Consider the following 14,410-nt stretch of genomic DNA (forward strand, 5'->3'; position numbering starts at 1 on the left):
GTCCGCCAGGCACCAATATCGACGTAAACGCGCGTTCACCGGAGGCCCGGCGCTCAGCCGCCGGCGTGGACCGCCGCGATGCGCGCGAGCTTCTCGGGGTTGCGCTGCACGTCGATGCGAACGATGCGCTCGCCGTCCGTTTCGAACGACTGTGCCGATTCGAGTTGGCCTTCGATAAAGCGCAGCAGCGCCCATTGGCCGTTGAGCACCACGAGCTTGACGCTCAGTTCGCTGCCATAACGCCGCGACGACGCGTAGAAAAGCTGCGCGATGCGCCGGCCGCCCGCCAGCGGTTTCGGGAAACTCTGGACTTTGCCGCCGCCGTCGCCGAACAGCGTCGCGTCCTCGGCCAGCAATGCGTTGATCGCCGGAAACTCGCCGCGCTCCAGCGCCTGCGCGAACATGCGCAACAGGCGAAGATGCGTTTCGCGCGGCACCATGTGACGCGGGCGTTCGTCGCGCAGTTGCGCCTTGGCACGGCTCACCAGTTGACGGCACGCCGCCTCCGTTTTGCCGATGGCTTGCGCGACTTCGTCGTAGTCGGCGTCGAAAACCTCGCGCAGCAGAAAGGCCGCCCGTGCTTCCGGCGTCAGCCGCTCGAGCAGCGCGAGAAAAGCCACGGAGACCTCGTCGGCGCGCTCGGTGGCTTCCTCGGGCGTAGCCGGGGAGTCGGTCAACAGCGGCTCGGGCAACCAGATGCCCGTGTAGTGTTCGCGCTGAATCTTCGCCGCGCGCAGCCGGTCGATGGACATGCGCGTGGTGACGGCGACCAGCCACGCTTCCGCGTTTTCGATATGTTCTCGCGCCGCGGCATGCCAACGCAGCCAGACGTCCTGCACGATATCCTCGGCCTCGGCGACCGACCCCAGCATTCGATACGCAATCTTTTGCAGTCGCGGGCGCAGCCCGTTAAAGGCATGTGCGTCGTTGTCCATGAACGGATGTCCTCTTGCATGAAAACCAGCGCAGCCTGCGCGCGCGAATCGACACTGGCGGCGACGTGTCGCCGAAGGGAGCCTGTATGCTTCAGCCGGAATGCTGCACTATTATTGGCGCAAACGGTTACCCACGGAGCCCATCATGCGAATTCAGACATCGTTTCTGTTCGATCTCGACGGAACGCTCGTCGATAGTGTTTATCAGCACGTGCTGGCCTGGAAGGAAGCACTCGACAGCGAAGGCATTCCGCTGTCCGTGTGGCGGATTCATCGCAAGATCGGCATGAGCGGCGGCCTCTTCACCAACCAGCTCTTGCGGGAAACGCACCATGAAATCAGCGCCGAACTGGGCGAACGGCTGCGCCGCGCTCACGCCGACGCCTATCAACGGCTGCGCGCCCAGGTGTGCCCGCTGCCGGGCGCGCGCGAGCTGCTCGCCGCGCTGACGCAGGCCGGCACGCCGTGGGCCGTGGCGACCAGCGGCCGCATGGAAACCGCGGCGATCAATCTGGAAGCGCTGGGCGTCGATCCGGCGAAGGCGGTTGTCGTCACGCGCGACGACGTCAAATACGCGAAGCCGGACCCGGACCTGTTCATCGCCGCCGCGGCGCGCCTCGGCGTACCGATCGAGCAAGCGGTGGTGGTGGGCGACAGCATCTGGGACATGCTCGCCGCCCAGCGGTGCCGCGCGCTAGGCGTCGGATTGCTGTCGGGCGGATACGGCACCGATGAACTGGAGCGCGCCGGCGCGCTGCGCGTCTATGACGACCCCGCCGATTTGCTGGAGCACCTGGACGAAGTTGCCGCGCGGCCGTGAAGGCGCGGCGCGGCGGTGATGCCGCTGACGAGCTACCAGATGATGGCTATCACGATCGCCGCGCCCAGACACCACTTGATGGCGTAATAAGCCATCCGATTCCAGGCTTTTATCCGCTTGCCGAGCAGCCGCACGGAATAAACATAACGAAATAGCCGATTGATGCCGCCCGTGCGGTCGCCGACATCGTTCGGCGACGCCGCGGCGCGTAACAGAGCGTCGCCAATCGCCCGGATGATTGCCTGCGCCCAGGCGAACTTCATGGGTCGTTCAACGTCGCAAAAGAGAATGATGCGATCTTCCTCCGTGCGATTCTCGGCGTGGTGCAAATAGGTTTCGTCGAAAACCACGTCTTCCCCGTCCCGCCAGGAATAAGGAATGCCGTCGACGACAATCGCGCAGCGGTCGTCGTTCGGCGTGATCAGGCCCAGGTGATAGCGGAGCGAGCCCGCGTAGGGATCGCGATGCGGATTGAGCGAGCCGCCGGCCGGCAGCATGGCGAACATCGCGGCCTTGACCGACGGAATGCGTTGCAGAATCTCGACAGTGCGAGGGCAAAGCGCTTGCGCCGACGGATGCGGACTGCCGTACCATTTCAGATAAAACCGCTTCCAGCCAGTGCGGAAAAACGAATTGAACCCGACGTCGTTATACGTACTGGCCGCCCGAATGCGGCTTGCTTCGACCAACGCAAGCGCCTCTTCACGGAATACACGCCATTCACGCTTTAGTAACGCGAGTTCCGGCAGCAGTTGCGGCGAGATATACGGCGTATTGGGCACCGACGAAAAAAGATACGCAAAACAGTTGAGCGGCGCGGTGAACGTGGAATGATCGGTCAACTGCCTGAAGAAACTACCGTGACGAACTTTCCCGCGCCAGTGCGTGAAACTCGCGCACAAAAAGAATAGGAAAAGAAAAGCCAAGCGCATCGCTCAAAGAACCTCTCCGGAATTTTGACGATGACAAGATTACACAACTTCGAAAAAATTCGTCGTCTGCGTGCACGTGTTCCATTGCCACGGCGGCATGCCATGAACCGCATTCTTGTACGCATCCAGCGATCGACGTCGACAAGACGTCGACAGGACGATCAGGCCTGCGCCCTTCACTCACTCGGCGGGCTCGGCATCCGAATCGCTGTCCGTGTCGTGTTCGAAGGTCAGCCGGCCGTTGCGCGCAAGCGTGATCGACGTGCCCGCGCCTGCCTGCGCGTCACGCGCCATCGCTTCGTCGCTCGACGTGCCGGCCCGAGCGGAGCGGTTCATCCAGTACGGCCCGCGATGAACCTCCGGCGCGGCGCCCAGTTCGTCCGCGCAACTGCCGCAAGGCCGCATGGTGCCCGCCAGCCGCTTCAGGTCGACCGACTCCTGAAACGTTTTGCCAAGCTCGTTCTGAATGCGCCGCTCGGCGTGCAGATTGACCGACATGCCGTTGAATACTTCGCCGCGTAACGGCACATGGAAATGGCGGGCCGCGATCGCCGCGAAAACTTCGTCGGATTCCGGCGTGGGATGCGGGTCCGCCGCCGGATTGATACGGGTCGCGAGCTTCGTGCCATGACGCCATCCGCGATCCGTCTGATCCGCGGGACCGTGCGCGCCTGCTTCGTCGAGCAGCACCTCCAGATCCTCGCTTTGGAGAAAGGCCTGAAGCCGCTCATTGACCTCCCGCACATTCGACGACACGACGATCGTCCCCGGCCCGCTCCCGGTGGCGGGCCGGAAAAAACACTGGATCTCGTGACCTTCGGGGAATCTCCGCTTGAGTACCGTGCTGAGCCAACGCAACACCTGGGGAACGCGCTCGCCTTCATAGCTGCGCTGTGCCTGGATCAAGCCAGGGTTCGCCGCGTAGATTCCCCTGAGCCGGGCGCGCGAGCCGGCCGTCGGCTGAGTGGTCTCGCGGTCCACGATCAGCATGCGATCCGGCGCATTGCCCCAGGCCGTGAGCAGGACAGGCTTCATCGGCGCATGCTGGGCCGGGGACGCCGCGGCGGCAGGCGCGATCGCCGCGGCGAGCCGGTCGAGCAGACGGTTAAGACGCATGCGCGTGCCGGCGTCGGCGCCCGTCAGCATCGGCTCGATATGGGCGACCTCACGCACCATCCCCTGTTCGTCGAGCAGGATGCGCGCGAGCGGCCTGACGCTGCCGCCCGCGCGCGTGATGTCTTCCAACGGCTTGCCGGATTCGGCGCGCAGCGCTCGCGCGACGTCCACGACGTCGTGCAGACGCGCGTCGGCCACGCCGAGCAGTTCGTGCGCGGACATGCCGGAAGAACCCGCGACGTCGGCGACTCTTCGCGGCGTGGGCAAGGCGGCCGCCACTTCCGGGCGGCCGAGCCGCAGCAGGCCGTCGCGAAGCGCTCCCACGTTGGACGCGTAGTCCGGCATATCGGCGATCTGCTCGAGCGGCATCGGAGCGCCGTCGATGCCGAGGTAACGGACCAGTTGCGTATAGGTAATGCCCAGCGTCAGTTCGAGGGCCTTCATCGATATGCCGGGGTTGTCGGCCAGTGCCGCCAGTCCCTCCACGATCTTCGAAGCGCACATGCGTTGCCGCTGTCCCGCCCCTTCGGGCAGCGCCGTGACGAGGTCGGCGTGGCCCAGTTCGGTCAACAATTGGCGAATCCGGGCGCTGGCCTGCTCGTAGCCCGGCAGTTGCGACACGCTGGACGCCGGTCGGCGCAACCGGCCTTCGGAGGTGATCCAGTTGAACACGGTGTCCGTGTCGAGGCCGAGACTGTCGCGCAGATGCTGCTTCCACGCCGGCAGACGAGGCCCGCCTCCGGCTGCCGCCTGCCTGCGTTCCAGCACGAGACGCAGCGCGCGGACCAGTTGATCCGCGCCGAACCCTCGCCGGGCTTTGGCCGCGGGTTCGGGCAGTTGATGGTCGGCGGGCAGGATGCCCAGGGCCCGCGCGCAAGCCTGAATTTGCTCGCGCCACTCGGGGTAGTCGGCTGTTTTCGCAAGGCGATCGGCGAGATTGCGCTGCTGCCAGCCTTCCACCGTGACCCATTCGCGCATCGTGCCGGCCGGTTTGCGGCCGCCGTCGCGCTGCGAGGCCGACAAGGCGTCGAACACCATTTGCGCGGTAACCGGCTTGCGCTCACGGCCCCGGCCTTCCGTTGCGGGTTCGGCCGCGAGCGCTTCGGCGTCCTCGGGACGACCCATGCGCCGCAACGAATCCTGGATCGACGCGGCGTACTCCGGATAGTCGGGAAATGCCTGAAACACTTCGGGACCCTTTCTCAGCCCGTCGCGTCCGACGTAACGCGCGATGAAATTAGCCGGCACTTCGAGTTGTTTCGCGACCTTGGCCAGTCCGTTCAGCGGATTGTCGGCCAGCATCTTGAGCGACGCGGCAAGCACGTCGCAGCCCATGCGGCGGCGCGTCTTCGCGGCAGCGGGCCCCGAACCGCTCGCGCCCGCCCCGGCGTCGAGCCCGCTTTCGTCGCGGCTGCGTTTTGCGGGCGCACGTCCGCGCGGCGGCAGGTTCGCCGTTGCAGGCTGCGACGCGCCGGCCTGCGCGCGCGCGACACGCCTCGCGGGTAAAGCGGACGACGCGGCGGACGCGAGCCTGCGAGAACCCGAGGCGGACGTCGACTGCGGCCGCTGTTCGTCGCGGGAGGAAGCGGGTCCATGCGGAGGGCCGCCAGTGCCGGAGATTCGCGTCATAGCCGGGGAATCCAGGAAAGACCCCACGCTATCAGCGTGCCGCGTGGCTCACCGCGGATGCCGACGAAACATTAAGCGCGCAAGCGAAAACAGAAGCAGCAGTACGCGACGACAGGCGCACATCATTGCAACGGGCAAAGACAGGCCCGCAATCAGCGCAGGCTTTTCCGTGATGTGGCTCGTCACCACGGAACGGTTCTCCCGAGGTAGTCGAGGTAATGCAAGCCGGAGCGCCCTTCATAGGCCTCGATCGTATTGACCAGGTTCGGAATGCTTTCCTCGATGGTCAAGCGCGCGGTCGGACCACCCATATCCGTCTGGACCCATCCGGGCGCCATGATCAGAAGGCTGCGCGAATAGCTGGCGCTGCGAGCCGCGAAGGTGCGCATGAACATATTGAGCGCGGCCTTGCTCCCTCGGTAGACTTCGTAATTCGCGTTGGCGGCATTGGTGATACTGCCCTGCCCCGACGACATCACGCCGATGGTTCCAGTCGGCGGAACGAGGTCTTGAAACGCCTCGATCACGCGCATCGGACTCAGCGCGTTCGTTACCATCACCCGGATGAATTCTTCCGTCGAGACGCCCGCTATCATTTCGCGATCGTCGTTCTTGACGCCCGCGTTCACAAACAGCACGTCGATGCGCCGATTCGCAAGGCGGGCGCGCAAAGCGGCGACCTGCTCGGGAATCGTGATATCGACGGTGTCCACTTCGAGCGCGCCGGCGGAGGCTTCCGCGCTATGCCGAAGCTTTTCCGTGGACGCGGCTCGCCCGGTGGCGATGACCCGGTAGCCGCGCTTCAAATATTCCTGAACCATCGCCAATCCAAGGCCGCGGGAAGCGCCGATCAGAAGAACGGTTTTCCGTGAAAGTGTGTTTTGCATGGGAGCCTCTTGAGCAAATCGTCAAAGCCAATGTAGCGGTACATGAGCAATGGCGGAAGCCGCGCCGAATGCAACTAAGATATGCATCGGACGCCCTATCTCCCCTCGGCTTACTACGATCAACCCATGCCTGAACCGGACCTCAATCTGCTTTTCGCGCTCGATGCGTTGCTCAGCGAAAAAAACGTGACACGTGCCGCACGGTCGTTGCATTTGAGTGCGTCAGCCATGAGTCGCACGCTGACTCGACTTCGCGCTGTAACCGGCGATCCGTTATTGGTCCGCGCCGGACGCCAGATGGTGCTGACGCCGTATGCCGAGGAGATTCGCGAGCGAACCGAAAACATGGTTCGTGAGGCGCGTGCCCTGCTCCGTCCTTCGCCGGTTGCGCCGGACTTTTCAACGTTGCGCAGAACACTGGCGATTCGCGCCAATGAAGCTTTCGTGGAAGCCTTAGGTGCGCCATTGATCGCCGAAGTGACCGCCATTGCGCCGCTCGTGCGCTTGCACTTTTCATCGCGATGGGAAAGAAACGCGGAGTATCTGCGCAACGGTTCCGCCGATCTCGAGATTGGCGTGCTGGAGGACGCCGGGCCTGAAATACGCGTTCAGGCATTGTTTCGCGACCGCTACCTGGGGGTGGTCAGAAAGGGGCATCCGCTCGAAGCGAAACGACACGTGACCCCGCGGCAATACGCGGCGTTCGGCCACGTAGTCGCGCCGCACGGTCGCCAGGTCATCGATTCTCTCGACGCCGCGATTGCCCGGCTAGGGTTGGAACGAACCACCGTGGCGATCGTGCCGAGCTTTCCGGCCGCGTTGACGGTGGCTCGCGCGTCCGATCTGGTGGCGCTCCTGCCCGCCTCCTTCATGAACAGGCAACACGCGGCATCCGTCGACACGTATTCGTTCGAGCTTCCGGTGGCGACCGACGGTTTCACGATTTACCAGATGTGGCATCCGCGTTTGGAGAATGACCCCGTGCATCGTTGGCTTCGGCAGTTGGTTCTCGGCGTGTGTCGTCAGCAGGTGCCCTTGGTGTGACGGCGGGTGGACTTTTGCCGCGCACCAACTAGTATTCTTCAGGGCAATACGATCCGCTGGTGAGTGACTTGAGGAGCCGAGTCAATGGGAAGCATCGATGCAGTGGTCGCGGCGGCAGCCGCCTTCGTCGGCAGTCACCTGGTCTTATCGCATCTGCTGCGCCGGCGGCTGGTCGATGCCGTTGGCGAAGCGCCGTTCCAGGGCGTCTATTCGGTGGTTGCACTTCTGACGTTCGCCTGGCTGGTCGTGGCCTATCGAAAGGCGCCGCTCACGGCGCCGCTTTGGCCGGTCGGAGACGGTCTGTGGGCGGTCGTGACCGTGGTCATGCTGATCGCCTCGATCCTGCTCATGGGCTCTTTTATCCGCAACCCGGCGTTTCCCACCGGCGGCCGGCCCGGTTCGTTTCCTGACGCGGCGCGCGGCGTGTACGCGGTGACGCGCCATCCGATGATGTGGTCGTTCGCGCTCTGGGGCCTGTGTCACGTCGCGGTGTTCCCGGTCGCGAAGAACATCGTCGTCGCCGTGGCGATCGTCGTGCTCGCGCTCGTCGGCTCGGCATTACAGGACCGCAAGAAGCAGCGGCTCCAGCCCGATCTTTGGCCGGCGTGGGAAGCGAAAACGAGCTATCTGCCGTTCGCGGCGATCGCTGCCGGCCGCGCGCGGTTAGGCGGGTTTGGTTCGCACGCGCTGTTAGGCGGCCTCGTTGTCTGGCTCGCGGCGAGCTGGGCTCACCTTCCACTTTCAGGCTGGCCCGCGGGCATCTGGCGCTGGCTGTAGCTGCAATCTCGCTGTCGAAGATCCGACTAGCCGCGACCGGTTCGCGAGTGGCGAGCCGATCGTCGGTTTGCGCTCATTCCTCCTTCCTCTCCATCTCGCGAGCGATAACCTCCGCGACTATCTCGATCCAAATTATTCAGTGGTCGCTCATTGCGAAACTGGCGATACTTTGCCTGCATCCATTACCCCCGCCGTATGCCCTCATTGAACAGGCAACGCAAGAGGGGTGAGAAATACGCGCAACGTCAGGAGACAGGCATGCCGCACACACTCACCGCCGTTCTGGTGGAGAAATTCGGCCACGCGTTCAGTGGCTACGACCTTACAACAGGCGAACAGCGGTTCAGCGTCGCGCTTCCCGAGTATCCCCATGAATTCGTCGTCGATCGTGAAGGACGTTTCGGCTACGTCGGGCACTATGGCGTGCAGACATTCGCGCATCCGGGCCGCGGCGGGCATCAGGTATTCGTGATCGACATTCAACGCGGCGAGCATGTGCTGACACTCGATTGCGAACCGTACTCGCGAATTCACGGCTTGCAGATCGACAGCCGCGACCGCGTCTACGCGTTGAGCGAGCACGACAATATGCTGCTGGTGTTCGCCGATCCGCACGCACGCCAGGTGCCCGACCGCGCTGTGCCGAGCGGCGGCGTGAAGAGTCACCTGTTCGTCGTGTCGCGCGATGGGGAACGGGCCTACATCAGCAACCTGCTGTCGCACACGGTGACGCGCGTGCATCCCTACGACGCCAGCCTGCCGCCGCTCGCGGTCAATGCGGGCGGCCGTCCCGAAGGATGCTGTCTCAGCCGCGATGAAACCGTGCTGTTCGTCGCCAGCCGCGACGATCACACGCTCTCGATGATCGACGCCGCGACCATGAAGGTCACGCGCACCGTGGCAACCGGCGAAGACCCGACCCGCCTCTATCTCACTCGGGATGGACGCTTGCTGGTCGTCAACTACGGCGAGCGCAGCATCCGCGTGTTCGATCCCGAATCGCTGGAGGCGCTGGGCCGCGTCGACACGGTGGCCAAGCCGATCGCCGTCTCGTTTCATCCGGACGGCGGGCTCGCCTACGTCGCGTTCAACGATAACAGCGTAGGCGTGCTGGATCTCGCCACGCTGACGCTGCGTCATGGTTTCGCGGTCGGCAAGGAACCGGACGGACTCGCGATACTCGCGCTGTAAAAACCCTAACCAGCGCCGCGGATATCAAATCACGACGGCGCGCAGGAGGAGACAACATGGACGCTTTCAGCAGCGCAGTACCGATGGAACACGCGCAGGCCATTCCAAGCAGGCGCTGGGCACGGATCATTCCACCGATCCTGATGGCCTGCATCATTTCCTATATGGACCGCGTCAATATCGGCTTCGCGATGCCGGGCGGCATGAGCGCCGAACTCGGCATCAGCGCGAGCATGGTCGGCATGGCGGGCGGCATTTTCTTTCTCGGCTATCTGTTCCTGCAGATTCCCGGAGGCCGGCTGGCGGTGCACGGCAGCGGCAAGAAATTCATCGCGTGGTCGCTGGTGTCGTGGGCGGTGATTTCCGTGCTCACGGGTTTCGTGCGCAGCAATACCGAGCTTCTGATTTTGCGCTTTCTACTCGGCGTGGCCGAAGGCGGCATGCTGCCGGTCGTGCTGACGATGGTCAGCAACTGGTTCCCGGACAAGGAACGCGGACGCGCCAACGCCCTCGTGATCCTGTTCGTGCCGATAGCGGGCATCGTGACCGCGCCGCTCTCCGGCATGCTGATCGCAACGTTGAACTGGCGTTACCTGTTCATCGTGGAAGGCATTCTGTCGCTGCTGTTTCTGTTCGTGTGGTGGGCCTTCGCAAGCGACCGCCCCGCCGACGCCAAGTGGATTTCCGAGGCGGAGCGCGCGTACATTCTCGGCGAATTGCGCGCGGAGCAGGAACGCACCGCGGGCCACGCGGCAAAGAGCGCGTCATTGCGCCAGGTTCTCGCGGACGGCGTGATGTGGCGGCTCATCGGCTTGAATTTCTTCTACCAGATGGGTATCTACGGTTACACGCTCTGGCTGCCCACGATCCTCAAAAATCTCACGCACGGCAGCATGACGAAGGTCGGCTTGCTGGCGATCCTGCCTTACGTCGGCACGATGATCGGCATGCTGGCGATCTCGAATCTGTCCGACCGCCTGGGCAAGCGGAAACTGTTCGTCGCCTTGCCGATCGTCGCGTTCGCGCTGTGCATGTTCGGTTCCGTCTGGTTTCAGGGCACGCCCTGGGTCTCGTACGCGTTCCTGATCGGCAGCGGTGTTTGCCTTCAGGCCGCGGCCGGCGTGTTCTGGACCATTCCACCCCGACTGTTCAGCGCCGAGGTGGCCGGCGGCGCGCGCGGCGTGATCAATGCACTCGGCAATCTGGGCGGCTTCTGCGGACCCTACCTCGTCGGCGTGCTGATACAGAAGTACAACGCGAGCATCGGCGTCTACAGTCTCGCGGCGGCGCTGGTGTTGGCAGGATTGATTGCCGCAACGCTGCCCGCGAAGTGCGACGAGTAGATCGGAGCCCGAACCCGGCGCGCGAAAGCGCGCCGAATGCGTCAACAGCAAGCCAACCCCAGCCCAACCCGTTTCGATTCAGTCGGCTCCCGTCATGTCAACGCAACCCTCGCATCGCGCCGGAACGCAACTGGCTATCGTCGATGCCCATCACCATCTCTGGGATCTCGCAAGCGGCCACTATCCCTGGCTGCAGGACGCCTATCACGGTCCGGCATTCTTTCTCGGCGAATACGAGAAGCTGCGCCGCGACTATCTCGCGGACGACTACCAGCGCGACACGTACCCGTACCGCGTCGTCGCCAGCGTGCATATCGAGGCGGAACGCTCGCGCATGCAGCAGGTCGACGAAACGCGCTGGCTGCACGAGGTGCATGAGCGCAGCAGAACGCCCTCGGTCGTCGTGCCGCATGTGTCGTTCGTGCAGCCCGATCGTGACGAGGTGCTGGCCGCTCACATGGCCTGGCCGCAAGTGCGCGGCATCCGTTCGAAGCCCGTGACCGCGCGTTCGCCGCAAGAGCGCGTGACGGGACAAGCGGGCACGATGCAGGACCCGCGCTGGCTCGACGGACTCGCCGCGCTGGAACGGTACGACCTGTCGTGGGATTTGCGCGTACCGTTCTGGCATCTCGCGCAAGCCGCGGAAGTCGCGGCGGCGTTTCCACGCATCCGCATGGCGGTCAATCACACCGGCTTGCCATTGGATCGATCGGAAGCGGGGCTGGCGGAGTGGCGTCGCGGTCTCGAAGCACTCGCGGCCAACCCCAACGTCTACGTCAAGCTGTCGGAGTTTGGCCTCGCGGGCGGACGATGGGACGCCGACAGCAACCGCCGCGTGATTCGCGACGCTGTCGCGATCTTCGGCCCCGAGCGTGCCATGTTCGCGAGCAACCTGCCCGTGTCGTCGCTCAGCGCGAGCTTTCCGACTATCGTGGAGGCCGTGCTCGAAGCACTGGCCGACTATGACGATGCGGCGATCGCAAGGATCTTCGCTCACAATGCGATCGCCTTCTATCGGATCGGCGACTGATCCGCTCGCGGGTCCGATCGGCAATCGTGGGAACAACGGGGACGAGCGTCCCCGAGCACATCAAAGACGTTGCGAAGCCATCCTGCAGGCGATATCGAACGCCTTCTGCGTCGCGCCGACATTGGCGCGCCCCTGACCGTGGATGTCGAACGCCGTACCGTGCGCCGGCGTCGTGATCGGCACCGGCAAGCCGCCATGAACCGTCACGCCGCGCCAGAATCCCATCAGCTTCATCGCGATCTGTCCTTGGTCGTGATACATCGTCACCACGCCGTCGAACGCTTGCTGCTCGAACGCACGCACGAAGATCGTGTCCGCCGGGTACGGGCCCTCGGCCGCGTAACCGCGCATGCGTGCCAACTCCACGGCCGGCGCGATCACGTCCAGTTCCTCGCGTCCGAACGCGCCGTTGTCGCCGTTGTGCGGATTGAAGCCGCACACGGCGATTCTCGGACGCGCGATGCCCGCGCCCTTGAGCCCGCCGTCGATCAGATCGATCGCCTCGACGATGCGCTCGACCGACAGCCTCGCGCTGACGTCCTTGAGCGCCATGTGCGACGTCACGCGGGAAGTCCATAGCTCGTCGATCACATTGAACTCGCAATACCTGCCGCGATACGCCAACTGATGCGCGAACCACTCCAGTTCGTCGCTCTCCCGCATGCCGCCAAGATGCAACGAGGTCTTGTTGAGCGGCGCGAACAGCACGGCCTGCGTGACGTTCCGCTGCGTCAGCGCGAGCGCCAGCTTGAACGCCTCCAGACAGTAGCGGCCGCCGCGCTCGCTCGCTTCGGCCCGCGCGTACGGTACGTCGTCGGGCAGACGGAAATCGATCAGCGCGGGCACGCCCTCGGCGAAGCGCGCGCTTTGCGCATCCGCGGCCACCGTGTACGGGAATTCGACGCCGGCGATGCGCATGCCTTCGTCCAGCTCGCGCCGGTCCGCGATCAGCAGCAGTTCGGCGCGCTCGCGATTGTCGGGCTGCGCCAGCAGCCTGGCGATCAGTTCCGGTCCGATGCCGGCCGGGTCTCCCAGCAGCACTGCAATGCGTGGTTTCATTTCAAGCTCCTTCGAACGGTATTGCGTTATTTGATTGGCGCTTGCGTCGGCACGCCGTCGACGCGGCGCGGCAGGCCCAGCGGGTTGGCATCGTGCAACGCATCGGGCAATAAGCGCTGCGGCAGGTTCTGATAACAGACGGGCCGCAGGAACCGCTCGATGGCCGCGGTGCCGACCGACGTCGAGCGGCCATCCGACGTCGCGGGAAACGGACCGCCGTGCACCATTGCGTCGCACACTTCCACGCCGGTCGGCCAGCCGTTTCCAACGATGCGGCCGGCCTTGCGCTCCAATACCGGCAGCAGCGTTTGCGCGGCATCGTGATCGGCGGCGTCGAATTGCAGCGTCGCGGTGAGTTGTCCTTCCAGGCGCTCGGCGACTTCACGCATCTGCGCGAGATCCCGGCACGCGACCAGAAGCGAGCACGGCCCGAATACTTCCTCGGCAAGCGATGCATCGGCGAGCAGCGCGTCGGCGTCGACCGCATACAGCGCCGCCTGCGCCCGGCTGCCCGCGGCGCCCTCGCCCTCGGCTTCGCCATGCCCTGCCACGCGCACGGCCGGATGCTCGTGCAGACGCTCGACGCCGCTTGCATACGCAGCCGCAATGCCCGGCGTCAGCATCACGCCCGCGTGCCTCGCGGCCAGCAGCGCGACCGCGGTGTTCTTGAACTGCTCGAACGCGACGCCGGCCACGGCCAGCACGACACCCGGATTGGTGCAAAGTTGTCCGACGCCTAGCGTGAGCGATTCGACAAAGCCGGTCGCCAATGCCTTGCCGCGCGCGGCCAATGCGGCCGGCAACAGAAACACCGGATTGACGCTGCTCATCTCCGCATAGACGGGAATCGGCTCCGCGCGTGCGGCGGCGATTTTCATCAGCGCGACGCCGCCGCGCCGCGAACCGGTAAAGCCGACGGCCTTGATCGCGGGATGCGCGACGAGCGCGGCGCCGGCGGCGAAGCCGTCGTCGAACAGCAGCGAGAACACGCCCTCGGGCAAGCCGTTCGCGAGCACGGCCGCCTGCACTGCCCGGCCGACGAGTTCGGAAATACCCGGATGCGCGGCATGCGCCTTCACCACCACCGGACATCCGGCCGCGAGCGCGGAAGCGGTATCGCCGCCGGCCACGGAAAACGCCAACGGAAAGTTGCTCGCCCCGAACACCGCGACGGGTCCGAGCGGAATGCGCTGCATGCGGATATCCACGCGCGGCAGCGGCTTGCGCTCCGGCAGCGCGCCGTCGATGCGCGCATCGATCCCGTCGCCTTCACGCGCTCGCGCCGCGAACAGGCGCAACTGCGCAACCGTGCGCCCGCGTTCGCTTTCGATGCGCGCGCGCGGCAGGCCGGTTTCCGCACAGGCGCGCTCTATGAGCACATCGCCCAACGCGAGCATGTTGGCGGCAATCGTTTCGAGGAAAGCCGCCCGTATGCCGGGCGGCGTGCGGCGATACGCGTCGAACGCCGCGTGAGCCGACTCGCACGCGCGCGCCACGTCGGCTTCTGTCGCGCAGCCGAACGCCGGTTCGAGCATCGCGCCGGTGGCCGGATCGAGCGCGCGGAAACATCCGGCTTCCCCTCGCACCCTGCGTGCGCCGATCGGCATCTCGCCGGTGATCGTGGTCGGGTCGGTCATATCAATAGGC

12 protein-coding genes are annotated in these 14,410 nt (G+C 64.9%); 6 read left to right on the forward strand and 6 right to left on the reverse strand.

Annotation, left to right across the window (positions count from 1 at the left end):
* Window positions 1-53: 53 nt before the first annotated feature.
* Complete coding sequence (locus ACOCG7_RS13190) at window positions 54-935, reverse strand: RNA polymerase sigma-70 factor (RefSeq protein WP_073428919.1); 882 nt, start codon at window positions 933-935, stop codon at window positions 54-56.
* Window positions 936-1,080: 145 nt separating this feature from the next.
* On the opposite strand from ACOCG7_RS13190, the gene ACOCG7_RS13195 reads away from it, so the two are divergent.
* Window positions 1,081-1,755: an HAD family hydrolase gene (locus ACOCG7_RS13195; protein ID WP_073428920.1), complete on the forward strand. Its 675-nt coding sequence runs from the start codon at window positions 1,081-1,083 to the stop codon at window positions 1,753-1,755.
* A gap of 32 nt (window positions 1,756-1,787) precedes the next feature.
* Here ACOCG7_RS13195 and ACOCG7_RS13200 read toward each other — a convergent pair whose 3' ends face one another.
* The 3 genes from ACOCG7_RS13200 to ACOCG7_RS13210 form a co-directional block, all read right to left on the reverse strand.
* A complete protein-coding gene (locus ACOCG7_RS13200; RefSeq protein ID WP_421375796.1) occupies window positions 1,788-2,687 on the reverse strand; it encodes an aspartyl/asparaginyl beta-hydroxylase domain-containing protein in 900 nt (299 codons plus the stop codon).
* 180 nt (window positions 2,688-2,867) lie between these two features.
* Complete coding sequence (locus ACOCG7_RS13205; RefSeq protein ID WP_421375798.1) at window positions 2,868-5,432, reverse strand: hypothetical protein; 2,565 nt, start codon at window positions 5,430-5,432, stop codon at window positions 2,868-2,870.
* 182 nt (window positions 5,433-5,614) lie between these two features.
* A complete protein-coding gene (locus tag ACOCG7_RS13210; RefSeq protein ID WP_421375800.1) occupies window positions 5,615-6,319 on the reverse strand; it encodes an SDR family NAD(P)-dependent oxidoreductase in 705 nt (234 codons plus the stop codon).
* A 126-nt stretch (window positions 6,320-6,445) separates the two neighbouring features.
* On the opposite strand from ACOCG7_RS13210, the gene ACOCG7_RS13215 reads away from it, so the two are divergent.
* The 5 genes from ACOCG7_RS13215 (at window position 6,446) to ACOCG7_RS13235 (ending at window position 11,704) form a co-directional block, all read left to right on the forward strand.
* A complete protein-coding gene (locus ACOCG7_RS13215) occupies window positions 6,446-7,363 on the forward strand; it encodes a LysR family transcriptional regulator (protein WP_421375802.1) in 918 nt (305 codons plus the stop codon).
* Between the two features lie 84 nt (window positions 7,364-7,447).
* Window positions 7,448-8,140 (forward strand): NnrU family protein, encoded by a 693-nt coding sequence (locus tag ACOCG7_RS13220; RefSeq protein WP_421375804.1) that lies wholly within the window; start codon window positions 7,448-7,450, stop codon window positions 8,138-8,140.
* Window positions 8,141-8,398: 258 nt separating this feature from the next.
* Entirely contained in the window at window positions 8,399-9,331 is a 933-nt protein-coding gene (locus ACOCG7_RS13225; protein ID WP_421375806.1) for a YncE family protein, read from the forward strand.
* A 56-nt stretch (window positions 9,332-9,387) separates the two neighbouring features.
* Window positions 9,388-10,674, forward strand: coding sequence for an MFS transporter (locus ACOCG7_RS13230; protein ID WP_073428926.1), 1,287 nt, complete (start codon window positions 9,388-9,390; stop codon window positions 10,672-10,674).
* Between the two features lie 94 nt (window positions 10,675-10,768).
* Window positions 10,769-11,704 (forward strand): amidohydrolase family protein, encoded by a 936-nt coding sequence (locus ACOCG7_RS13235; protein WP_421375808.1) that lies wholly within the window; start codon window positions 10,769-10,771, stop codon window positions 11,702-11,704.
* A 60-nt stretch (window positions 11,705-11,764) separates the two neighbouring features.
* Here ACOCG7_RS13235 and ACOCG7_RS13240 read toward each other — a convergent pair whose 3' ends face one another.
* Together ACOCG7_RS13240 and ACOCG7_RS13245 are read right to left on the reverse strand one after the other, a co-directional pair.
* Window positions 11,765-12,763, reverse strand: coding sequence for a 4-hydroxythreonine-4-phosphate dehydrogenase PdxA (locus tag ACOCG7_RS13240; protein WP_421375810.1), 999 nt, complete (start codon window positions 12,761-12,763; stop codon window positions 11,765-11,767).
* A 26-nt stretch (window positions 12,764-12,789) separates the two neighbouring features.
* Window positions 12,790-14,400 carry an aldehyde dehydrogenase (NADP(+)) gene (locus ACOCG7_RS13245; protein ID WP_421377625.1) on the reverse strand — a complete coding sequence of 537 codons (1,611 nt, stop codon included), beginning with the start codon at window positions 14,398-14,400 and terminating at the stop codon, window positions 12,790-12,792.
* Between the last annotated feature and the right edge of the window lie 10 nt (window positions 14,401-14,410).

The sequence above is a fragment of the Paraburkholderia sp. DD10 genome, assembly GCF_049177125.1.
Taxonomy (GTDB): Bacteria; Pseudomonadota; Gammaproteobacteria; order Burkholderiales; family Burkholderiaceae; genus Paraburkholderia; species Paraburkholderia terricola.